Here is a 20,209-nt window from a genome sequence, read left to right on the forward strand (position 1 = left end):
GATGCGCGGCATGGATGACTCTCTTTTCCACGTTGATGGAGCGCCGCTGAAATTGCTGCTGCTGGGCGGGCAGAAATCGGGCAAATCGCGCCAGGCCGAGCTGCTGGCGCGTGCCTGGCTGCAGGCCGGTGCCGGTCGCAGCGCCAGCCTGGTCGCCACCGGCACCGCGTATGACGCCGAGATGCACGAGCGCATTGCGCGCCACCAGCGAGACCGCCGCGCCCGCGTGCCGCAACTGGCCACCGTGGAGGCGCCGCGCGACGTGGCCCAGCAGCTGCTGGCGAGCAGCCGGCCCGAACACCTGCTGGTGGTCGACTGCCTGACCCTGTGGCTCACCAACTGGTTGATGCCGATGGAGCCCTCACCGCTTGAGCCTGCGCAGACCTGGCAGGCGCAGTGCGATGCCTTTATCGCAGCCCTGCAGTCCGCCACTGGCCCCATCATTCTGGTCAGCAATGAGATTGGCCTGGGCGTTATTCCTATGGGCCGTGAGGTGCGCGCCTTTGTCGATGCGCTGGGACTGCTGAACCAGCAAGCGGCAGCGGCCTGCAACCGCGTACAACTGATGGCGGCGGGCTTGCCGCTGCAGATGAAATGATGGCTTTGTTGATGGCTCCCCCATCCTTTCTGCGGAAAACGCTGGCCTGGGTAGCGCTGATGCTCGCATTGCCGATGGCCCAAGCGGCACCGTCTGCCAGTGTGGATGAACTGCGCCTGCAACCCTTTGCCAACGCGCCGGTCTGGAAGGACCAGGACCTGGTCAGGCCCGCGGCCATCGTCGATGACCGGGGCCGCAAGGTCCAACTGGCACAACCGCCGCTACGCATCGTGAGCCTCTTGCCATCGCTGACCGAGAGCACCTGCGCGCTCGGTTTGTGCGAACGCCTGGTGGGCGTGGACCGCTATTCGGACTGGCCTGCCTCGGTCAAGAAGCTGCCGGTGGTGGGCGGCGGGCTGGACCCGAGCGTGGAATCGGTCGTGGCGCTCAAGCCCGATGTGGTGCTGCTGTCCGATGCCTCCAAGGCGGCGGAACGTTTGCAGGCGCTGGGCCTGAAGGTGGTGGCGCTCGATGTGAAATCCAAGGCCGATATCCACCGCGTGCTGGGCACCCTGGGCCAGCTCTTGGGCGTGCCCCAGGCGCAGGGCGCTGACCGGGTCTGGCGTGACTTGGAATCGGGCATTGATGCGGTGGTGCGCGAACTGCCCGAGCGCACGCGCCATACCCGGGTCTACTTTGAGGTGAGCCGAGGCCCCTATGCGGCCGGCCCCCAGTCCTTTATTGGCGAGACCCTGACCCAGCTGGGTGTGGACAATGTGGTGCCCGCTGAGCTGGGCCCGTTTCCCCGGCTGAGCCCCGAGTTTTTGCTGCGCGCCCAGCCCGATGTGATCATGCTGGGCAACCGCAGCATGCAGGCTGCTACCAGCTACCCGGGCTGGAACAACCTCCAGGCCGTCAAGGCGGGCCGTGTCTGCGTGTTCAGCGATGAAGAGTCGTATGCCATCGTGCGCCCGGGGCCGCGCATGGCCCAGGCCGCGGCGCTGATGGCGCGCTGCCTGGCCGACAAGGCGCCAGGCAAGGCCGCGGTGGCGCGCTGATGGCCGCTTTTCACAGCTCTGCACCCGCATCCGCAGCGCAGCGCGAGGCCGCGCCCGGCCTGCGCCGCAGTGCCTGGCTGGCGCTGGTGCTGCTGGTGTTCAGCGCCTTGCTGCTGCTCGTCGGCGCCAGTGTGGGCAGCACCGGTTGGGAGAGTGTGCTGCGCATGCGCGATGACCCGACCTCCTGGCAGATCGTGGTCGATATCCGCCTGCCGCGCTCGCTGGGCGCCTGGCTCGCTGGTGGTCTGCTGGGCCTGGCCGGGGCGGTGGCCCAGGGCCTGTTTCGCAACCCGCTGGCCGATCCCTATTTGCTGGGCAGTGCCTCCGGCGCCTCGCTGGGCAGTGCGCTGGGCCTGGTGCTGCTGGGCTCGTCCGTCACCAGCCTCAATCTGCTCTACCGCCTGGGCATGACCGGCATGGCCTTTGTCGGTGCCGCCTGCGCGGTGGCGCTGACGGTGGTGCTGGCGCGCAATGTGCAAAACACCTTGCGCCTGCTGCTGGCCGGCGTGATCGTCGGCGTGGTGCTGGGCGCCATGCGCGATCTGCTGGAGCTGCGCCACCCCGATATTCTGCAGGCCATGCAGGCCTTTACCCTGGGCACTTCGGCCTTTGTCGGCTGGGAGGGCTGCGCGCTGATGGCCGCCGTGCTGCTGGTCTGCGTGCTGGCCACCTGGTGTTGTGCGCGGGTGCTCGATGGTCTGACCCTGGGCGAGGCGACTGCCGCCAGCCTGGGCCTGCCGCTGGCGCCGCTGCGCTATGGCCTGGTGGCCGTGCTGGCCCTGGCCACCGGCACCTCGGTCGCACAGACCGGGCTGATTGCCTTTGTCGGCCTGGCCGCCCCGCACCTGGTGCGCAGCCTGGTGCAGGTGGGCCATGGCCGCAGCACCGTGCTGGCTGCGGCCATGGGCGGTGTGCTGCTGCTGGCTGCCGATATCCTGGCGCGCTGGCTGGTGGCCCCGCAAGAGCTGCCGGTGGGCGTGCTCACCGCCGCACTGGGCGGCAGCTATCTGCTCTGGCGCATGCACCGCAGCACCCGCTCGGCAGGAGGCCTGTGATGCCGACCACTGCAACCCCCGCTGCGCTCGGCGCCACCAATATCCATGCCGCTGTGCATGCACGGCCGATTCTGCAAGGCGTCAACGCCCAGTTTGCGCAAGGCCGCTGGACCAGCATTGTCGGCCCCAATGGCGCGGGCAAATCCAGCCTGCTCAAGGTGCTGGGCGGCCTGTGGCCGGCGGCGCAACTGCAGGGCGAGGTGGCGCTGCTGGGCAAGGATTTGCAGCGCTGGCCGCGCAAGCAGCGCGCCCAGGCGCTGGCCTGGCTGGGCCAGGGCGAGGTGGTGACGCAGGAGCTGACGGTGATGGATGTGGCCATGCTCGGCCGCCTGCCGCACCAGCCCTGGTTTGCAGCGCCCAGCAGCGCAGACCATGCAGTGGTGGAGCAATGCCTGCGTGCAGCGCATGCCTGGGACTGGCGCCACCGGCCGGTGGCCGAACTTTCGGGCGGTGAGCGCCAGCGCGTGCTGCTGGCCCGGGCCATGGCCGTACAGGCCCCCGTGCTGTTGATGGATGAACCGCTGGCCAACCTGGACCCCCCGCACCAGACCGACTGGGTGGACAGCATGCGGGCTTTGACCGCCCAGGGCAGCACCGTGGTCAGCGTGCTCCACGAGATATCAGTGGCGCTGCTGGCCGACCATATGCTGGTGCTGCAGGCGGGCAGGGTGCTGCACCAGGGCCGCTGCGACGACCCGGCAACGCATGCCGCGCTGGAGGCGGTGTTTGACCACCGCATCCAGGTGCGTGCCATTGATGGCGTGTGGATGGCCTTGCCGCGCACCGCTGCTCGCCCTTGAGGGCGAGCTGAACCTGACTTGACGCTGGGCCTGGCCCAGGTCCAAAGACACAAGCTAACTAGGAAAGATGTCCAATGCAGATTGAAACGCCACCCAGCGAAAAGCCTTATGAAAAGCCCGAGGGCGAGCGCCGTGGCCTGGTGATCGTCAACACCGGTGACGGCAAGGGCAAGAGCACGGCGGCCTTTGGCCTGGCCTTCCGTGCAACAGGCCGGGGCAAGGCGGTGAAGGTCTACCAGTTCATGAAGGTGCCGACCGCCCGTTTTGGCGAGCACCGCCTGGCCGAGCAGGTGGGCCTGCCGGTCGAAGGCCTGGGCGATGGCTTCAGCTGGAAGAGCCGCGACCTGGAGCACAGCGGCCAGCTGGCGCGTGATGGCTGGGAAAAGGCCAAGGCGGCCATCCTGTCGGGCGCGTATTTTCTGGTGGTGCTCGACGAGATTACCTACCCGCTGATCTATGGCTGGCTGCCGCTGCAAGAGGTGCTGGACACCTTGGCCGCACGGCCCAAGGAGGTGCATGTCTGCATCACCGGCCGGCGCTGCCCGCAGGAGATCATCGATGTGGCCGACACCGTGACCGAGATGACCTTGATCAAGCATGCGTTCAAGGCTGGCATCCCGGCGCAGCGCGGCATTGAAGACTGAGGCCCCGCAGCCGATTGCTGGCATGAGCGACACCCACTCCGCCCCCATCAACGCCCCCACGATTGCCGCTACGGCCTTCAGCGAGGCCGAGCGTGCGGCCGTCTACCGCGCCATCCATGAGCGGCGCGACATGCGCCACTTTGCCGGCGGCCAGGTGGACGATGCCGTCCTGCTGCGCCTGCTGCGCGCGGCGCACCATGCGCCCAGCGTCGGCTTTATGCAGCCCTGGCGCTTTATCCGCGTGCGCGATGCGCAGATGCGCAGCCGCATCCATGCGCTGGTCGAGGACGAGCGGCTGCGCACCGCCCAGGCGCTGGGCGCGCGCGAGGCCGACTTTATGCAGCTCAAGGTGCAGGGCGTGCTGCAGGCGGCCGAGGTGCTGGTGGTGGCCATGCCGCCCGGGCGCGAGGCCCATGTGTTTGGCCGCCGCACCTTGCCCGAGATGGATGTGGCCAGCACCGCCTGCGCGATCCAGAACCTCTGGCTGGCCGCGCGCGCCGAAGGGTTGGGGATGGGATGGGTATCGCTGTTCGAGCCCCAGGCGCTGGCGCAGTTGCTGGCCATGCCTGATGGCGCGCACCCGCTGGCTGTTTTGTGCCTGGGCCCCGTGGAGGCCTACTATGCCGAGCCGATGCTGCAGCAGGAACGCTGGGCCAGCCGTGCACCCTTGCAGGACATGCTGATGGACGAGTGCTGGCGCGAGGCCGGAGCGGACGCATCGATGGAACAAGGACCGCAGCCATGACGGCTGGCTGGCTGGGTGAGCTGGCCCTCGCCGGTGGAAGCCCGCTGCTGCAGCTGGTTCAGGCTATGACCGATGCTGGCCCTGCGGTGTACTGGCAGGCGCCAATGGCCGCCTTGCTGGCCGTATTGATGGCCTTGCTGGTGGACTGGCTCTGGGGCGAGCCTCCCGTGCGGTTGCACCCTGTTGTCTATATGGGCCAGCTGCTGGGCCTGCTGGGCCAGGCGATTGCGCCGTGCCAGGCGCAGCAGCGTGCCTACGGGCGCTTTGTGCTGGCGGCGCTGGCCTGGTGCCTGCTGGCGGGCGTCGCTTGGTGGGTGTATGCGGCCCTCATGTATCTGCTGCAGGCAGCGCCTTGGTGGCTGAATGGCCTTGTGGCTGGGCTGCTGCTCAAGCCGCTGCTGTCCTGGCGCATGCTGCGCAGCGAGGTGCTGGCGGTCGAGGCCGCGCTCGGCGAATCGCTGGAAGCGGGCCGGGCCCGCCTGTCCTGGCTGGTAAGCCGCGATACCGCGCAGCTCGATGCAGCGACTGTGCGCGAGAGCGCGATCGAAACCCTGGCCGAGAACCTGAGCGATTCGGTGCTGGCGCCGCTGTTCTGGTTTGCGGTGGCTGGCCTGCCGGGCGCGGCGCTGTACCGGCTGGCCAACACGGCTGATGCGATGTGGGGCTACCCCGGCTGGCGCGGCCAGGGCGCGCAGCGCCGCCACTGGCAATGGGCGGGAAAATGGGCGGCCCGGGCCGATGATGTGCTGAACTGGTTGCCGGCCCGCATCACCGCAGCCTGGCTGGCGCTGCTGGCCAGTGGCCTGTCCTGGTCCGGCTTGCGGCGCGATGCGGCGGTCACGCCATCGCCCAACGGCGGCTGGCCCATGGGGGCCATGGCGCGGGTGCTGGGTGTGCACCTTTCCAAACCCGGCGTGTACCAGCTCAACCCGCAAGGCCGGCCTCCGCAGGCCCAGGATGTGCAGCGGGCGCTGGCCTTGGCGGGCCGGGTGGTATGGGCGCAGGCGCTGTGCGCCTTGCTGCTGGCGCTGGGTTTGGCGGCAAAGATAGCAATCGCCTCGATGGCGCAAGGAGCCTTGGCCCATGGCTGATAACGAGCATGGTGGCACCGACGCCTTGGGCGTGCCGGCGCATGATTTTTCCACCAACCGCAATGCCTGCGGCCCCTGCCCAGAAGCGGTAGCGGCCTTGCAGGCGGCGCACCTGGCGCAGTACCCCGATCCGCAGTACACGGCGCTGCGCCTGCAGCTGGCGGCCTTCCATGCGGTGGCGCCCGAGCGCCTGGTCATTGGCGGCAGCAGCAGCGAGCTGATCCACCGCCTGACCCAGCATGCGCTGCGCCAGGGCGCCACCAAGGTCAGCCTGCCGCGCCATAGCTATGGCGACTACGCCCAGGCGGCAGAGGTGTGGGGCCTGCGTCGCAGCAGCCGCAATATGACATGGGGTGACGGCCTGCACTGGGCCTGTGAGCCCTCCAGTCCACTGGGCCGGGTCGAAGATATGTGGCAGGCTTTGCCCGCTGACGCAAGCCACCATGGCCTGGTGCTGGATTGCGCCTACCGGCCGCTGTGGCTGGAAGGCCCTGCGCCGCCACGCGACATGGCCGCGCTCTGGCAGCTGTGGACGCCCAACAAGGCCCTGGGCATGACGGGGGTCCGCGCTGCCTATGCGATTGCACCCGAGGACACGGCGCAGGCGCAGGTCGATGCGCTGCGGGCGCTGGCACCTTCCTGGGTGGTGGGCGCCCATGGCGTGGCCATGCTGCAGGCCTGGGTGACCCCCGAGGTGCAGGCCTGGCTGGCCCGCAGCCTGGACACCCTGCGCCACTGGAAGGGCCGGCAGCTGGCGCTGTGCGAACGCCTGGGCTGGGCGGTGCTGCCCGGCCACCAGGCCAACTACTTTGTCGCGCGCCTGCCGCTGGCGCAGGCAGACCTGCCCGCGCGGCTGGCAGCACTGCGCAGCCAGGGCATCAAGCTGCGCGATGCCCGCAGCTTTGGCCTGCCCGGCCATGTGCGCCTGGGCGTGATGGCGCCGGTGGCGCAGGCGGCGCTGGCGCGGGCCTGGCTGTCGCTGGCAGATGCATAGCGAGGACATGCGGCAACCGCTACCATTTGGCATGGATTTACAAACTTTGCAACTGCGCACCGTCTTGGTGGAGCGCTATGTAACGCCGCTGCGCGAGGGCGGCTCGATGCCGGCCGTCGTCGAGGCGGACGATCTGGGCCTGTATGTGCTCAAGTTCCGGGGGGCTGGCCAGGGCGTGCGCGCGCTGATGGGCGAGCTCATCTGTGGCGGCATCGCCCGCGCGCTGGGCCTGCCGCTGCCCGAGCTGGTGCTGGCCCTGCTGCACGCCAAGCTCGCGCAGACCGAGCCCGACCCCGAGATCCAGGACCTGATCCGAGCCAGCGATGGCCTCAATGTCGGCCTGGACTACCTGCCTGGCTCGGTCAATTTTGACCCTGCGGTCGATGCGGTCAGCGACGATTTCGCTTCGCGCCTGGTCTGGTTCGATGCGCTGGTCAGCAATGTGGACCGCACGGCCCGCAACACCAATATGCTGATGTGGCAGCGCAAGCCCTGGCTGATTGACCATGGCGCGACCCTGACCTTCCACCATGCCTGGGATGGCACGGTGGCCGACCCGGGCAAGCCCTTTGCGCCGATTGCCGACCATGTGCTGCTGGCCCAGGCCAGCCTGCTGGCTGAGGTGGACGAGCCGCTGGCCGCGCAACTGACCGAGCCGGTGCTGAGCGCCATTCTGGCCACGGTGCCCGACTGCTTCTTGGCCAAGGCTGCGGAAGACCGCAACAGCCCGTTGCTGGCCGATCCGCAGGCGCACCGCGCCGCCTATGTGAATTATTTTCTGGCCCGCCTGCAAGCGCGTGGCCGCTGGTTGCAAGGAGCCATCGATGCACGCGCATGATGTGTATGACTACGCTATCGTGCGCGTGGTGCCCCGGGTCGAGCGGGAGGAGTTCATCAACGCTGGCGTGATCCTGTCCTGCCAGCGTAGCGGCTATCTGCAGGCCGCCATCGCGCTGGATGATGCGCGCCTGCTGGCGCTGGATCCAGAAGTCGATCTGCAGGCGGTCTACCGCCACCTGGGCAGCATCGTGGCCATTTGCGCTGGCGTGCCCGAGGCCGGGCCCATCGGCCAGCTGCCTTACCGCGCGCGCTTCCATTGGCTTACCGCCAAGCGCAGCAGCATGATCCAGACGTCGCCGGTGCACACGGGCCTGTGCAGCGATGCGGGCTCGGCGCTGGAGCGCATCATGGCGCGCATGGTGCTGCCGCTGGGCAGCGCAACGCGATGAGCGCGCGCTGCATCATGGTGCTGGGCACCAGCAGTGGCGCCGGCAAAAGCTGGGTGGCCACGGCGCTGTGTGCCTGGTACCGGGCCCAGGGCTACAACGTGGCGCCCTTCAAGGCGCAGAACATGAGCAACAACGCCCGTGTGGTGGCCACGCCCGATGGCCAGTGGGGCGAGATCGGCACGGCCCAGTACCTGCAGGCGCTGGCCGCAGGCGCCGTGCCCGATGTGCGCATGAACCCGCTGCTGCTCAAACCCGAGGCCGATACCCGCAGCCAGGTGGTGCTGTTTGGCCAGGTGGACGAGGCGCTGTCCAAAATGCCCTGGCGCGGCCGCAGCCTTAAAGTGTGGCCGCAGATTGCGCAGGCGCTCGATGCGTTGCGCGCCGAGAACGATGTGGTGGTGATCGAGGGCGCGGGCTCGCCCGCCGAGATCAACCTGCACAGCAGCGATGTGGTCAATATGCGCGTGGCGCGCCACTGCGATGCCCATTGTCTGCTGGTGTCCGATATCGACCGGGGCGGGGCCTTTGCCCACCTCTACGGCACCTGGGCGCTGCTGCCGCCCGAGGAGCAAAGCCTGATCAAAGGCTTTGTGCTCAACAAGTTCCGGGGTGACGCAGCCTTGCTGGCGCCGGCGCCGCAGATGCTGCAAGACAAGACTGGCGTGCCGACGGTGGCCTGCATTCCGATGCAGTTCCAGCACGGCCTGCCCGAGGAAGACGGCGTGTTTGATGACCGGGGCAGTGGTGGTGCTGGGCAGCCGGTGCACACCTGCATCGCCATCGTCGCCTACCCGCGCATCAGCAACCTCGATGAGTTCCAGCCGCTGCTGCAGCTGCCCGGCGTGCGCGTGCTCTGGGCCCGCACGCCCGCACAGCTGAGCGATGCGGACTGGGTGATTCTGCCGGGCAGCAAGGCCACCGCTGCCGATCTGGCCTGGATGCGCCAGCAGGGGCTGGATGCCGCCGTTGCCCGCCATGCGCAGGCCGGCAAGCGGGTGCTGGGTATTTGCGGCGGCCTGCAGATGCTGGGCGAGGCGCTGGTCGATCTGCATGGGGTGGACGGCAATGCCGCCGGCCTGGGCCTGCTGCCGCTGGTGACCTTGTTTGCACAGCAAAAGAATGTGCAACCCACGCGCCTGCTGTTGCCCGCCGTGCAGGCGCCCTGGCAGGGCCTGAGCGGCCTGGTGGTGACGGGTTATGAAATCCACCACGGCCAGACCGAACTGCGCCCCGACATGCAGGCCGGCGCAGCCCAGCCCGCGCAAGAGCTGCTGCCCGGCCTGCTGTGGCAGGGCGGGGCGCCGCAGGTGCTGGGTACCTATGTGCATGGCCTGTTTGAGAACGCCGCCGTCATCCATGCGCTGTTTGGCCACGACGCACCCAGCCTGGACCAGGTGTTTGCGCGCATGGCCCAAGGGGTGGGTGAGTGGTTTGGCGACCGCTTGCCCTGAATGACCAAGGTGTTTGCCTGTAGGCCAAATATTGCAAGCACTGGCGGATTGGGCCGATAGGGGCGCGCTTGCAGCGCAGGCATGCTGTTTGTGTTGCTTCCCATCACCGATAAGGATGATCGCTATGAAAAACATGTTCCGCCAGTCTTTGCAAATGGCCGCGATGGCCCTCGCGCTGGGTACCGCCGGCTATGCCAGCGCCCAATCGGCACCGCCCCCTCCACCACCGCCTGCCAAGCACATGAAGCCCATGCCGCATGGCCCGCACGGTGCCCACCACAAGCGCGGTGAAGCGCGCGGCGATGCCCGCGCCAATGCCGATGTGGCTGAAGGCAGCTCCAACGCCCGCGAAGCAGCTGCCGCACGCCAGGCCGCTCGCCAGGGCCAGCTGACCGATCCGGGTTCGAGCTTCCGTGAGAACGCCACCGCACGCTGCGCCGTCTTCAAGACCGACGAAGACCGCCGTGCCTGCGTAGGCCGCGTGGCCCAGGGCCAGGACAGCGGCTCGGTGCAAGGCGGTGGCATTTTGCGCGAGTACACCTATACGGTGCCTGCCAAGTAAGCTGACTGGTCTCGCCCATCAACGCTCTGCCCAGCTTTTGCTGCGCAGAGCGTTTTTGCATGGTTTGTGCGCGCCGGGCTGCAAACCGGGGCGGGCAGCGCGATACTGGCAGCTTGGCGTATCGCCGTGCCCCGTTCTCTAGCTTGACCATGTCCGAATCCTCGTTCTCCCCGCTCATCCCTTCCATTGCCTCGATCGAGGACGCCGCCTTTCGCCAGCAAGTGCAGCAGCTGCTGGACAACAAGACCAAGCCGCTGGGCTCGCTGGGCCTGCTCGAAGCGCTGGCTTTGCGCATCGCCTGCATCCTGGGCAGCACCCAGCCGCGCTTGGCCGATCCCCAGATGGTGGTGTTTGCGGCCGACCATGGCCTGGTGGCGCAGGGTGTGTCGGCCTACCCGGCCGATGTGACCTGGCAGATGGTGGGCAATTTTCTGGCCGGCGGGGCGGCGGTGAGTGTGCTGTCACGCCAGCATGGCGTGGCGCTGAATGTGGTCGATTGCGGCGTGGCCCGCGATTTTGCACCCCAGACCGATGCGCTGCCCACAGGCGCGCCCCGCCTGTGGCTGCGCAAGGTGGCTCCGGGCACGCAAGACAGCAGCCTGGGCCCGGCGATGGACATGGCGCAGTGCGAAGCGGCCATTGCCAATGGCCGCGCTTTGCTACAGGCCTTGCCCGGCAATGCCTTGCTGCTGGGCGAGATGGGCATTGGCAATACCTCCAGCGCATCGCTGCTGTTGGCGCGGCTGTGCAACCTGGATGTGGAAGCCGTCACTGGCGCAGGTACCGGGCTGAGCGGCGAGGGCGTGGCGCGCAAGGCGGCGGTGCTGCGCCGGGTGCTGGCGCGCCATGCCGATGTGCACGAGCCCCTGGCCGTGCTGGCCGCGATGGGGGGGCTGGAAGTGGCGACCATGGTGGGCGCGGTGCTGCAGGCTGCGCTGGAGCGCCGCGTGATCGTGGTCGATGGCTTTATCACCAGCGCGGCCGTGCTGGTGGCCTCGCGCCTGCAGCCGGCGGTGCTGGAGCGCTGCGTCTATGCCCATCGCTCGGGCGAGCCCGGCCACAGCCATTTGCTGGCGGCCTTGCAGGCCCAGCCTTTGCTTGACTGGCAGCTGCGCTTGGGCGAGGGCTCCGGTGCGGCGCTGGCCTGGCCGCTGCTGGAGTCGGCCTGCGCCATGCTGCGCGACATGGCCAGCTTTGCATCGGCGGGGGTCAGCACCCAGAGCAGCTCTTGATGCCTGCCGCTGCGATCAGCGCAGCGCGCCTTGGGGCGGCGGCGTCTTGGGCGAGAAATCGCAGTAGCTGCTGACCAGGCATTCCCAGCAGCGCGGCTTGCGCGCCTGGCAGACATAGCGGCCCAGCAGGATCAGCCAGTGGTGCGAATCGACGGCGTAGTCATCGGGTACGCGCTGCATCAGCTGCTTTTCGACTTCCAGCGGGTTCTTGCCGGGCGCCAGGCCGGTGCGGTTGCTCACCCGGAAGATATGGGTGTCCACCGCCATGGTGGGCTGGCCAAAGGCCACATTGAGCACCACATTGGCGGTCTTGCGGCCCACGCCGGGCAGGGCTTCGAGCGCCTCGCGCGTATCGGGCACCCTGCCTCCATGCTGCTCGACCAGAATGCGGCAGGTCTCCATCAGGTGCTTGGCCTTGCTGCGGTACAGGCCGATGGTCTTGATATAGCCCTCCAGGCCTTCCAACCCCAGCGCCAGCATGGCCTGGGGCGTGTTGGCGACCGGAAAGAGTTTGCGGGTGGCCTTGTTCACGCCCACATCGGTCGCCTGGGCCGACAGCAGCACGGCGGCGAGCAGCTCGAACACGGAGGTGTATTCCAGCTCGGTCTGGGGCGAAGGATTGGCCGCCTTCAAGGTGGCGAAGAAGGGTTGGATATCAGCGGTTTTCATCGTGTGGTTGTGCAGGCTCGGCTGCCATTATCTGGCAAGGTCCGAGCCTGGGTCCCTGCATCAGGGCTGCAGCGGCGCCTGCGGCACGCCCTGGCGGATGGCGGCCGAGAAATCCTCACCCGGGCGCACGGCCTTGGCGCGGGCGTTGATGTGGGCCGCCTCATGGATGGCCTCAAAGTCATTCGGGCGGGCGAGGGCGCCCAGGCTGTCCACATACTGGGGCAGGTAGCCGCTGGCCAGCTGGCGCCAGTCCATCGGCAGGCCCGGCACAATGCGCCGCACCATCTCGAACACGATGGTGGTGCAGTTGGCAAACAGCGTGTGGTAGAACTGCGGCTTCTCGACCAGCGCATTGGCCTTGTCCACATAGGCGATAAACAGCGAGCGCATCGCAGCGCGCGGCATGGCCACGCTGTAGAGGTAGACCTCTTCGCCGCGCATATTGCTGCGTACGCGCAGGATGTCGCGCTCATCGGCTGCGACCAGGCTTTGCTCGAACTGCTTGAAAAAGCCACCTACGGCCGAGAACTGCTCGCCGCGCTCCTTGCGGATCTCCACCGAGAAGGTCAGGTAGCGACGCGGGCCCTTGCCGTCGTCAAAGCCAAAGGACACCAGGGTGTGGGCAATGGCCGGGCCCATCCAGTACGAGGTGCTCATGTCCACCGAGACGAGCTGGCGCAGGTCGTAGTTGCGGTCTTCCCAGCGCGCCGTTGCCTTGCTCGCGGTCTGCCAGTCAAAATTGCGCACATTGTGCAGCTGCACCAGGTCACCCTGGACCGTGCCCGACAGCTGCTGGGCCACATCGGGCGCCCATTTGCGCGTGTTGGACGGCTGGATGCTGGCCCACCAGGCCAGGATGGCTGCCAACAGCAGCCCATAGATCAGCAGGCCCCGGGGCGCACGCTGCTGCCACAGCAGGTAGATGCAGTACAGGCCCACCCCCACCCAGACCCCCAGCAGCAAGCCCCGGGCCGAGCCCGACTTGACCGACTGCGCCAGCTGAAACCACAGCGCCCCGCAGGCCCAGACAACGCCCGCAAGCATGAGCAGCGAGGCCAGCAATTTGACCAAAACAATGAAGAAAGCGGCGATGCGCATGGTGACAAAATCCTTTGGACCGCAAGCATAGTCGATAGGAGGGGCCAATGGCGGGCTCAGGGATGCCAGAGCGACGCATGGGGCCGGTAAAAAGTAGCAAAATGCCAGGGCGGCCGGTCGCTCGACCTGGCTGCGCTTTTTTGATTTGAGAGAACACTCCATGACACTGCGCTTTGCCTCCCGCCTCGACAATGTCGAGACGTCCGCCATCCGTGAACTGTTCAAGCTGCTGGGCAAGCCCGGCATCATCAGTTTTGCCGGGGGCTTTCCGGATGCAGCCATGTTCGATGTGGAAGGGGTGCGCGAGGCCGCCAATGCGGCGCTGACCGAGGAGCCGGGTGCCGCGCTGCAGTACGGTGCGACCGAGGGCTACCAGCCGTTTCGCGAGCAGATCGTGGGCCTGATGGCCGCCAAGGGCGTGCAGTCGCTGACGCCCGAGCAGCTGATCGTCACCACCGGCAGCCAGCAGGCGCTGGACCTGCTGGGCAAGACGATGATCTCGCCCGGCGACAAGGTGATCGTCGAAGGCCCGACCTTTTTGGCCACGATCCAGTGCTTCCGCCTCTACGGCGCCGAAGTCATCAGCGCCCCCACCGACGAGAACGGCGTCATCCCCGAAGCGCTGGAGCAGCTGATCGCCGAGCACCAGCCCAAGCTGGTCTACCTGATTCCCACCTTTGGCAACCCCAGCGGCGCGCTGCTGAGCCTGGAGCGCCGCCGCCAGATTCTGGAGATGGCCGTGCGCCACCAGACCCTGGTGGTCGAGGACGACCCCTATGGCGACCTGTACTTTGATGCGCCGCCGCCGCCCAGCATGCTGGCGCTGTCGGACAGCGTGCCCGGCAGCCGCGACTACCTGGCTCACTGCGGCAGCATGAGCAAGGTGCTCAGCCCCGGCCTGCGCCTGGGCTGGCTGATTGCGCCGGCCGAGCTGCTGGGCAAGTGCGTCATGTGCAAGCAGTTCAGCGATGCGCATACCAGCACCTTCAGCCAGGCCACCGCCGCGCAGTACCTCAAAGCCGGCCGCATGCCCGCCACCTTGGACCGCGTGCGCACCACCTACGCGGCGCGCAGCAAGGCCATGGGCGAGGGCCTGCGCAGCCAGCTGGGTGATGCGGTGCGCTTTGTGCAGCCGCTGGGCGGCATGTTCATCTGGGTGCAGCTGACGGGCGCCCGTGGCCAGGAGACGGACGGCAATGCGCTGGCCAAGCGTGCCATCGAGCAGGGCGTGGCCTTTGTGCCCGGCACGCCGTTCTTTGCGCAGAACCCCGATACCTCGACCCTGCGCCTGTCCTTTGCCACCGCTGATATTGCCCGCATCGAAGAGGGCATTGCCCGTCTGGCCAAGGCGCTGTAAGCGTTTTTGACATCCCCAACGCCGGCATGTGCGCTGTCACATGCCGGCGTTATTCTTTGCCTCGCCCGCCCCCTTTTTAGCCAGGAGCCGCCATGTCCACCCTCGAACCCCTGCAGCAGCGCCTTGAAGCCTTGGAGATCAAGGCGGCCTATGCCGATGACCTGCTCGAAGAGCTCAACCTGACGATCTACAAGCAACAGCAGCAGATCGACCGCCTGCTGCACCTGGTCAAGGACCTGCAGCAGCGCATGCCCGAGACTGGATCTGTTGCGCCAGGTGCACGCGACGAGCTGCCGCCGCACTACTGAGCACACAATTTGCTGCAAATCAGCCCAGAAACGGGGCAGAAAAGGTATTAGGGTTTGCACCTATTTGGTGCGAGAATGTTGGCTTGAATTTTGCAGTGTTCATCGCAGGCGCGGCAGCCCGCACAAGGCGTGTGCGGCCGCGCAGTTTGTCCACCCTCTCTGCCCTAACACCATGTCCATCGACGTCAGCAACATCACCCACAGCATCCAGCTGGCTGTGGCTCCCGTTTTCTTTCTCACCGGGGTGGCGGGGATGATCGGCGCCGTCGCCGGCCGGCTGGCGCGCATCATCGACCGGGGCCGTGTGCTGGAAGACCGCATGATGGCGTCCAAGGACGAGGACTATGTGCAGCGCTCCTTGCTGGAGCTGAACTTTCTGCGCCGGCGCGGGCGCCTGGCCAACCTCTGCATTGGTTTGCTGACCTTGTGCGGCGCCTTGATTGCGCTGACCATCATCCTGCTCTTCGTCGGCCAGACCACCAAGACCGAGATCGACGCCAACAGCTGGTCGCTGGCCGCCATGTTCAGCTTTGGCCTGGGTGTGGTCAGCTTTGTCTCGGCGCTGTGCTGCTTCATGGTCGAGACCATGATGGCCACGCAGCTGCTGAACTTCCACCCGCTGCGCCAGCCGGCCACGATTCCCTGCATGGCCGCGTCCAATGCGGCGGCTGGTGCGGCGGCCAGTGCGACCCCGCGCAAAGCGGCCACCGAGCCCAGCCGCCAGGATGCCTTCATGCCCCAGGTCTGAGGCTGTGTCCCAGGTTCAGGGCTGGGCCTGCGGATAGCGCGCCTGGCATAGCGCCAGCCAGGCGCTGGCCGCCTTGGACAGATCCCGAGGCCGCCAGGTGAGGCCAAAGTCGTGGCTCAGCGCGGGCTCGACCACGGGCAGGCAGCGCACCTGGGCCGGGTCAAAGCGGCTGGCCACATGGTCGAACATGATGGCAATGCCCGCATCGGCGGCGACCAGGTCGCCAATCAAATCCCAGTAGCGGCTTTGCAGCGCAATCTGCGGCGAAAAGCCGGCCTGCGCACAGCAGCCCTGCACGCCCTCATACAGCGCAAAGTCGCTCTCGTACATCACAAAGGGCAGGGCCGCCAGGTCGCTCCAACGCACCTGGCTCAAGCCCTGGGGCGCGCGCGCATGGGCAAAAACGGCCACGGTATGGTGGGTCTGAATGCGCAGGCTGGCCAAGGGGCTGCCTGCACGCAGCAGGCCCATGGCCAGGTCAATCTCGCCATCCGTCACCGCTTGCTCCAGCGCCCGCGCGCCGCGCTCATGCAGCTGCAGCTGCACGCCCGGGTAGCGCTGGCGGTACTGCGCAAAGATGGGCGCCATGTAGTGGCCCGTGGTGGGTGACACGCCCACGCTGAGCGTGCCGCGCGCAATGCCATCGACCTCGGCCACTTCCTGGCGCAGGCGGCTGGCGTCCTGCAGCAGCGCCTGGCCCCGCTCAAACACCACGCGCCCGGCATCGGTCAGCCGCACATAGCGGCCTTCGCGCAGCAGCAAGGGCCCGCCCAGCTCGTCTTCGAGGCTCTTGACCATCTTGCTGATGGTCGGCTGGGTGACATACAGCGCCTCTGCCGCACGGGTGAAGCTGTTGCGCTGGACCACCTCGACAAAATAACGCAGCGCGCGCAGATCCATGGTGGATTCCTATTTGGAATTGAATTTATAAGAATAAGTCATTTTACGAATAGATCCGCCATTTTTACAATCCGTTTGTGCAGTGCAGCATGGTGAGGCAAGGGGCCGCACCGCGGCCACTGCCAGCTGGCCTCCGGGCCAGACCGAGGATTCCATGACAAGCGACAAGAGGGCGGCGGGCGAGGGCAGACCCGCGCGCATGCAGCTGCCCAAGCCTGCCCGCCAGGCGGCGCGCACCGCCTGGCAAGTGGCACTGCTGTGCGCCATCTGGCTGGCAGCCGAGGCTCTGCGCAGCCATATGGGCTGGCGCATACCGGCCGGCCTGATCGGCTTTGCCGCCTTGGCGCTGGGGCTGTTCAGCCGGGCCGTGCCCGGCCGCTGGCTGGCGCAGGGCACGCACTGGCTGCTGTCGGACATGCTGCTGTTCTTCATTCCCGCGATGCTGGTGGTCGTCAACTATGGCGAACTGGTGCGCAGCCAGGGCCTGCGCATTGTGCTGGTGATTGTGCTGAGCACGGCCTGCGTGATGGTGGCCACCGCGTTGGCGGTCGATGCGGTCTACCGGCTGGAGCTGCGCCTGGCCCAGCGCAAGCGCAGCCAGCAGCGCGGCGCCAAGGCGCCAGCGGAGGTGGCGCGATGACTGCGGCGCCTGTCCTCTCGACCTCGTTGTTGCCGCTGTGGCCGCTGAGCCATGGCAGCGCAGCGCTGCTGTCGCTGCTGCTGACCGTGCTGTGCTATTACCTCAACAAGCGGCTGTACCGGCGCTATCCGCATACGGTGCTGATGCCCATCATCGGCACGCCTGTGGTGCTGGTGGCCGCACTGCTGCTGCTGGGTATTGGCTACGAGGACTACCGCACCCATACCCACTGGCTGGTGTGGCTGCTGGGGCCGACGACGGTTGCCTTTGCGCTGCCGCTGTATGACTACCGCCAGATGGTGCGCAAGCACTGGATGTCCATCGTTGCCGGCGTGCTGGTGGCCAGCACGGTGTCCATCCTGACGTCGGTCTGGCTGGCGCGCTGGCTGGGCCTGTCGCCCTTGCTGCAAAAAGGGCTAGCCATGCGCTCGGTGACCACGCCCTTTGCGGTGGAGGCCGAGCGGGCCATCGGTGGCCCGCTGGACCTGGCGGCCTTGTTTGTGCTGCTCACCGGGGTGACCGGCATGCTGATTGGTGGCCTGGTGCTGCGCCTGCTGCCCCGGCTGCGCAGCCGGGTGGCGGCGGGGGCCATGCTGGGCGGATCGGCCCATGGCTCGGGCGTGGCCAAGGCGCAGATGGCCGGCCCCCAGCAAGGCGTGGCCGCCTCGCTGGTGATGATGATTGCCGGCGCGCTCAATGTGCTGGCGGCACCCTGGATTGGCGCCTGGGTGTTTGGCTAGAGCGCAAACAGGTCCTTGCCGCCCGCCTGGGGTGTGATGGCCTTGAAGCGCCAGACCAGGATGAGGGCCAGCACCGCCAGCTGCAGCAGCATGCCCACCCAGGCGAGCCAGCCCAGCGCCGGCGCATGCTGGAAGTTGGACGACAGGCGCGGGTCAAAGGCGCCAAACAGTGGCTCGAACAGCGGCGCCAGCCCCAGCGACCAGAACATCGCGGGCAGGAGGGCGCTGAGCACAAAGACCACCAGCAAGGTCATGCCCAGCGGCGAGCGGCTACTTTTGCGCAGCGAGAACACCAGGTAGATGCCGCAGTCGCGCAGCACATGCAGCAGCACCATGAAGGCCAGCGGGCCCAACTGGGTGCGGTTGGACAGCGGGTCGGCATTCCACAACAGGTAGGCTGGCAGCAGCACCGCAAAGGCCATGCACCAGCTGATCGGCCACAGCGGCATGTTCTGCCAAAAGCGCCGCCACTGGCCGTGCTGCGCGCTATAGATCAGGGCGCGCCAGCGCTGCGCCACCTGGCTCTCCAGCGCAGCGGCGTAGTAGGTCACCAGCGCCAGCAGCAGCATGCCGGTGAGCGCCCGGCCGGTGCCGCTGGGCACCAGGCCCACGAGCAGCAGGCAGCCCGCCGCATTGCCCAGCGCCCAGGCCCAGGGCGTGGTGGGCACCGACAGCTGCATCGACATCGCCCGCCACAGCGCCAGCAGGCCCAGCAGCAGGCTGGCGGCGGCAAAAATCAGCAGCAGCGCGCCCGAGCCCAGGTGCAGGCCCCACCAGGCGCCGCCACCATCACCGCCCAGCAGACTATCGAGCCCCACCACCAGGCTGCTGACGAGTTGCAGCAGCAGGAACACCAGCACCACCAGCACCCAGACGTTGCGGCTGGTGGCCGGCTTGTTGGGGTCCATGCTGTAGAGGCGGCTGGCCATCATCGCGCAGTGCAGCGCGCAGGCGCCCACGATGGTGAGGACGAGCACCAACACGGTCTCGGCCAGCTCGCCCAGCCAGAAGCCGCAGAGCAGGGCCGCTGCGCTGCACAGCAGCGCGCCATACCAGGCGTAGCTGGGGCCGCCCAGCAGCTTGCCCCAGGCCATGCGCCAGGGGCCCATGGCGCTCATGCGCTGCTGGTCCCAGGTGCGTTCGTTCAGCTCGTCATTGATGCTGGACAGTGCGGTGAAGGTGCCCACACAGGCGGCCAGCAGGCCCACCAGCGTCATCGCGCCCTTGTGCAAATAAACCAGCGGCTGCTTGCCCTCGATGACAAACACGCAGATCGCCAGCATCAGCAAGATGGCAGGCATCAGCACCAGGCGCGCAGGGCTCAGCTCCAGGCTGAGCTGGCGGCGAAATTCCGGATTCATGGCCACTCCTTGGCAAACAGCGCTTGGGGATCAACGGGCGCCTCCAGGCTTTGCTGGTAGCGCTCCTGCAGGCTGGTGCGCGCCTCCTGGTAGCCCAGCACCTGCGCGCCATGGGCCACGAGCTGCTGCAGCAGTTGCACGCGGGCCGCGCTGTCCTGCGCGGGCATGCCAATCCACAGAATGTGGCTGGCGCTGCCTTCACGGCCCGCACGCATATCTACCAGGCGGTAGCCGGCCAGCGCCAGCTCGGGCTGGGCGAGCGGCGCTGCCAGCTCCAGCTGCATCACCAGCTCGGAGGGCAGGGCGCCGCTGCCGCCCGCACCGGCGACCGCATTCAAGGGCCCGTGGCTGGTGATGCGGCCTTCGCGGATTGACAGGATATGGCTGCAGTACTCGTCGAGCTCGCTCAGGATGTGGCTGGAGACGACCAGGGTCATGCCCTGGGCCTGCAGCTGGCGGAACAGGCTCGAGAGGCTGCTGCGCGCTTCCGGATCCAGCCCGCTGGCCGGCTCATCGAGCAGCAGCACCTGGGGCTCATGGATGATGGCCTGGCCAATGGCCACGCGCTGGCGCTGGCCGCGCGAGAGATTGCGCGTGGCATGGCCCAGCTTGGCCGTCAGCGCCAATTGCTCGGCCACCGCATGCACGCGCAAGGTGGCTGCCTTGCGGCTCAGGCCCTGGCTTTCGGCGGCGTACTGCAGGCACTGGGCCACGCTCAGGGTCTCGTAGAGCCCGAAGAAATCCGACAGATAGCCCATGCACTGGTGGGCGCGGCGGGGCGCTTGCTGCACATCGATGCCCGCCACCCGGGTGCTGCCGCTGAGCGGCGCTTCCAGCCCGGTAATGCAGCGCAGCAAGGTGGATTTGCCCGCGCCATTGGGGCCCACCAAGGCGGTGACGGTGCCCGCCTCGATCTGCAGGCTGACACCATGCAGCGCGCGGTGGCCGGGGTAGTCGACGATGAGATCCTGCACCTCAATCATGCTGTG

23 protein-coding genes are annotated in these 20,209 nt (G+C 67.5%); 18 read left to right on the forward strand and 5 right to left on the reverse strand.

Going from position 1 to position 20,209, the window contains the following annotated elements; translation table 11 throughout:
- Nucleotides 1-10 precede the first annotated feature (10 nt).
- The 13 genes from WH303_RS19795 (at nucleotide 11) to cobT (ending at nucleotide 11,399) form a co-directional block, all read left to right on the forward strand.
- The gene (locus WH303_RS19795; protein ID WP_339520561.1) at nucleotides 11-598 is read left to right on the forward strand and encodes a bifunctional adenosylcobinamide kinase/adenosylcobinamide-phosphate guanylyltransferase; all 588 of its coding nucleotides are present in this window, start codon (nucleotides 11-13) and stop codon (nucleotides 596-598) included.
- Between the two features lie 11 nt (nucleotides 599-609).
- Nucleotides 610-1,596 (forward strand): ABC transporter substrate-binding protein, encoded by a 987-nt coding sequence (locus tag WH303_RS19800; protein ID WP_339520562.1) that lies wholly within the window; start codon nucleotides 610-612, stop codon nucleotides 1,594-1,596.
- Between the two features lie 77 nt (nucleotides 1,597-1,673).
- Nucleotides 1,674-2,651, forward strand: coding sequence for a FecCD family ABC transporter permease (locus WH303_RS19805; RefSeq protein WP_339520690.1), 978 nt, complete (start codon nucleotides 1,674-1,676; stop codon nucleotides 2,649-2,651).
- Complete coding sequence (locus WH303_RS19810; RefSeq protein ID WP_339520564.1) at nucleotides 2,651-3,451, forward strand: ABC transporter ATP-binding protein; 801 nt, start codon at nucleotides 2,651-2,653, stop codon at nucleotides 3,449-3,451. The genes WH303_RS19805 and WH303_RS19810 overlap by 1 nt, the downstream gene beginning before the upstream one ends.
- A 74-nt stretch (nucleotides 3,452-3,525) precedes the next feature.
- A complete protein-coding gene (gene cobO, locus WH303_RS19815) occupies nucleotides 3,526-4,095 on the forward strand; it encodes a cob(I)yrinic acid a,c-diamide adenosyltransferase (protein ID WP_021026297.1) in 570 nt (189 codons plus the stop codon).
- 22 nt (nucleotides 4,096-4,117) lie between these two features.
- On the forward strand, nucleotides 4,118-4,840 hold the full coding sequence (gene bluB / locus WH303_RS19820; protein ID WP_339520567.1) for a 5,6-dimethylbenzimidazole synthase: 723 nt from the start codon (nucleotides 4,118-4,120) through the stop codon (nucleotides 4,838-4,840).
- Nucleotides 4,837-5,931 (forward strand): adenosylcobinamide-phosphate synthase CbiB, encoded by a 1,095-nt coding sequence (gene cbiB, locus WH303_RS19825; RefSeq protein WP_445228315.1) that lies wholly within the window; start codon nucleotides 4,837-4,839, stop codon nucleotides 5,929-5,931. The genes bluB and cbiB overlap by 4 nt, the downstream gene beginning before the upstream one ends.
- Nucleotides 5,924-6,925, forward strand: a complete 1,002-nt coding sequence (locus tag WH303_RS19830; RefSeq protein WP_339520569.1) for an aminotransferase class I/II-fold pyridoxal phosphate-dependent enzyme — start codon at nucleotides 5,924-5,926, stop codon at nucleotides 6,923-6,925. Before cbiB ends, WH303_RS19830 begins: the two co-directional genes overlap by 8 nt.
- Nucleotides 6,926-6,977: 52 nt before the next feature.
- Nucleotides 6,978-7,763 carry a HipA family kinase gene (locus WH303_RS19835; protein ID WP_339520694.1) on the forward strand — a complete coding sequence of 262 codons (786 nt, stop codon included), beginning with the start codon at nucleotides 6,978-6,980 and terminating at the stop codon, nucleotides 7,761-7,763.
- Entirely contained in the window at nucleotides 7,750-8,154 is a 405-nt protein-coding gene (locus WH303_RS19840; RefSeq protein WP_339520571.1) for a DUF3037 domain-containing protein, read from the forward strand. Before WH303_RS19835 ends, WH303_RS19840 begins: the two co-directional genes overlap by 14 nt.
- Nucleotides 8,151-9,605 (forward strand): cobyric acid synthase, encoded by a 1,455-nt coding sequence (locus WH303_RS19845; RefSeq protein WP_339520573.1) that lies wholly within the window; start codon nucleotides 8,151-8,153, stop codon nucleotides 9,603-9,605. Before WH303_RS19840 ends, WH303_RS19845 begins: the two co-directional genes overlap by 4 nt.
- A gap of 124 nt (nucleotides 9,606-9,729) precedes the next feature.
- Nucleotides 9,730-10,167 (forward strand): hypothetical protein, encoded by a 438-nt coding sequence (locus tag WH303_RS19850; RefSeq protein WP_339520575.1) that lies wholly within the window; start codon nucleotides 9,730-9,732, stop codon nucleotides 10,165-10,167.
- A 149-nt stretch (nucleotides 10,168-10,316) separates the two neighbouring features.
- Nucleotides 10,317-11,399: a nicotinate-nucleotide--dimethylbenzimidazole phosphoribosyltransferase gene (cobT, locus tag WH303_RS19855; RefSeq protein WP_339520577.1), complete on the forward strand. Its 1,083-nt coding sequence runs from the start codon at nucleotides 10,317-10,319 to the stop codon at nucleotides 11,397-11,399.
- A 15-nt stretch (nucleotides 11,400-11,414) separates the two neighbouring features.
- Here cobT and nth read toward each other — a convergent pair whose 3' ends face one another.
- Both nth and WH303_RS19865 read right to left on the reverse strand, forming a co-directional pair.
- Entirely contained in the window at nucleotides 11,415-12,068 is a 654-nt protein-coding gene (gene nth / locus WH303_RS19860) for an endonuclease III (protein WP_339520579.1), read from the reverse strand.
- 60 nt (nucleotides 12,069-12,128) lie between these two features.
- On the reverse strand, nucleotides 12,129-13,166 hold the full coding sequence (locus tag WH303_RS19865; protein ID WP_339520581.1) for a lipoprotein N-acyltransferase Lnb domain-containing protein: 1,038 nt from the start codon (nucleotides 13,164-13,166) through the stop codon (nucleotides 12,129-12,131).
- 160 nt (nucleotides 13,167-13,326) lie between these two features.
- Here WH303_RS19865 and WH303_RS19870 point away from each other — a divergent pair, with 160 nt between their 5' ends.
- From WH303_RS19870 to WH303_RS19880, 3 genes are all read left to right on the forward strand, one after another.
- A complete protein-coding gene (locus WH303_RS19870) occupies nucleotides 13,327-14,523 on the forward strand; it encodes an aminotransferase-like domain-containing protein (protein WP_339520583.1) in 1,197 nt (398 codons plus the stop codon).
- Nucleotides 14,524-14,615: 92 nt separating this feature from the next.
- Nucleotides 14,616-14,831, forward strand: coding sequence for a SlyX family protein (locus WH303_RS19875; protein WP_312989810.1), 216 nt, complete (start codon nucleotides 14,616-14,618; stop codon nucleotides 14,829-14,831).
- 172 nt (nucleotides 14,832-15,003) lie between these two features.
- Nucleotides 15,004-15,579: a DUF2721 domain-containing protein gene (locus tag WH303_RS19880; protein WP_339520586.1), complete on the forward strand. Its 576-nt coding sequence runs from the start codon at nucleotides 15,004-15,006 to the stop codon at nucleotides 15,577-15,579.
- A 15-nt stretch (nucleotides 15,580-15,594) separates the two neighbouring features.
- Here the strand turns inward: WH303_RS19880 and WH303_RS19885 are convergent, their stop codons facing one another.
- Nucleotides 15,595-16,479 carry a LysR substrate-binding domain-containing protein gene (locus tag WH303_RS19885; RefSeq protein WP_339520588.1) on the reverse strand — a complete coding sequence of 295 codons (885 nt, stop codon included), beginning with the start codon at nucleotides 16,477-16,479 and terminating at the stop codon, nucleotides 15,595-15,597.
- 154 nt (nucleotides 16,480-16,633) lie between these two features.
- Here WH303_RS19885 and WH303_RS19890 point away from each other — a divergent pair, with 154 nt between their 5' ends.
- Both WH303_RS19890 and WH303_RS19895 read left to right on the forward strand, forming a co-directional pair.
- Nucleotides 16,634-17,119 carry a CidA/LrgA family protein gene (locus tag WH303_RS19890; protein WP_339520590.1) on the forward strand — a complete coding sequence of 162 codons (486 nt, stop codon included), beginning with the start codon at nucleotides 16,634-16,636 and terminating at the stop codon, nucleotides 17,117-17,119.
- Nucleotides 17,116-17,859, forward strand: a complete 744-nt coding sequence (locus WH303_RS19895) for an LrgB family protein (protein WP_339520592.1) — start codon at nucleotides 17,116-17,118, stop codon at nucleotides 17,857-17,859. The genes WH303_RS19890 and WH303_RS19895 overlap by 4 nt, the downstream gene beginning before the upstream one ends.
- On the opposite strand, the gene WH303_RS19900 is transcribed toward WH303_RS19895, so the two are convergent.
- Nucleotides 17,856-19,220: a hypothetical protein gene (locus WH303_RS19900; protein WP_339520593.1), complete on the reverse strand. Its 1,365-nt coding sequence runs from the start codon at nucleotides 19,218-19,220 to the stop codon at nucleotides 17,856-17,858. The genes WH303_RS19895 and WH303_RS19900 overlap by 4 nt on opposite strands.
- A complete protein-coding gene (locus WH303_RS19905) occupies nucleotides 19,217-20,203 on the reverse strand; it encodes an ABC transporter ATP-binding protein (protein WP_339520594.1) in 987 nt (328 codons plus the stop codon). The genes WH303_RS19900 and WH303_RS19905 overlap by 4 nt, the downstream gene beginning before the upstream one ends.
- Between the last annotated feature and the right edge of the window lie 6 nt (nucleotides 20,204-20,209).

The organism is Comamonas sp. MYb69 (genome assembly GCF_037479315.1).
Lineage (GTDB): Bacteria > Pseudomonadota > Gammaproteobacteria > Burkholderiales > Burkholderiaceae_C > Comamonas.

Coding starts and splice junctions, on each gene's coding strand:
- WH303_RS19795 (WP_339520561.1), top strand. CDS start 11: ATGGATGACTCTCTTTTCCACGTTGATGGAGCGCCGCTGAAATTGCTG.
- WH303_RS19800 (WP_339520562.1), top strand. CDS start 610: ATGGCTCCCCCATCCTTTCTGCGGAAAACGCTGGCCTGGGTAGCGCTG.
- WH303_RS19810 (WP_339520564.1), top strand. CDS start 2,651: ATGCCGACCACTGCAACCCCCGCTGCGCTCGGCGCCACCAATATCCAT.
- cobO (WP_021026297.1), top strand. CDS start 3,526: ATGCAGATTGAAACGCCACCCAGCGAAAAGCCTTATGAAAAGCCCGAG.
- bluB (WP_339520567.1), top strand. CDS start 4,118: ATGAGCGACACCCACTCCGCCCCCATCAACGCCCCCACGATTGCCGCT.
- cbiB (WP_445228315.1), top strand. CDS start 4,837: ATGACGGCTGGCTGGCTGGGTGAGCTGGCCCTCGCCGGTGGAAGCCCG.
- WH303_RS19830 (WP_339520569.1), top strand. CDS start 5,924: ATGGCTGATAACGAGCATGGTGGCACCGACGCCTTGGGCGTGCCGGCG.
- WH303_RS19840 (WP_339520571.1), top strand. CDS start 7,750: ATGCACGCGCATGATGTGTATGACTACGCTATCGTGCGCGTGGTGCCC.
- WH303_RS19845 (WP_339520573.1), top strand. CDS start 8,151: ATGAGCGCGCGCTGCATCATGGTGCTGGGCACCAGCAGTGGCGCCGGC.
- WH303_RS19850 (WP_339520575.1), top strand. CDS start 9,730: ATGAAAAACATGTTCCGCCAGTCTTTGCAAATGGCCGCGATGGCCCTC.
- cobT (WP_339520577.1), top strand. CDS start 10,317: ATGTCCGAATCCTCGTTCTCCCCGCTCATCCCTTCCATTGCCTCGATC.
- nth (WP_339520579.1), bottom strand. CDS start 12,068: ATGAAAACCGCTGATATCCAACCCTTCTTCGCCACCTTGAAGGCGGCC.
- WH303_RS19865 (WP_339520581.1), bottom strand. CDS start 13,166: ATGCGCATCGCCGCTTTCTTCATTGTTTTGGTCAAATTGCTGGCCTCG.
- WH303_RS19870 (WP_339520583.1), top strand. CDS start 13,327: ATGACACTGCGCTTTGCCTCCCGCCTCGACAATGTCGAGACGTCCGCC.
- WH303_RS19875 (WP_312989810.1), top strand. CDS start 14,616: ATGTCCACCCTCGAACCCCTGCAGCAGCGCCTTGAAGCCTTGGAGATC.
- WH303_RS19880 (WP_339520586.1), top strand. CDS start 15,004: ATGTCCATCGACGTCAGCAACATCACCCACAGCATCCAGCTGGCTGTG.
- WH303_RS19885 (WP_339520588.1), bottom strand. CDS start 16,479: ATGGATCTGCGCGCGCTGCGTTATTTTGTCGAGGTGGTCCAGCGCAAC.
- WH303_RS19890 (WP_339520590.1), top strand. CDS start 16,634: ATGACAAGCGACAAGAGGGCGGCGGGCGAGGGCAGACCCGCGCGCATG.
- WH303_RS19895 (WP_339520592.1), top strand. CDS start 17,116: ATGACTGCGGCGCCTGTCCTCTCGACCTCGTTGTTGCCGCTGTGGCCG.
- WH303_RS19900 (WP_339520593.1), bottom strand. CDS start 19,220: ATGAATCCGGAATTTCGCCGCCAGCTCAGCCTGGAGCTGAGCCCTGCG.
- WH303_RS19905 (WP_339520594.1), bottom strand. CDS start 20,203: ATGATTGAGGTGCAGGATCTCATCGTCGACTACCCCGGCCACCGCGCG.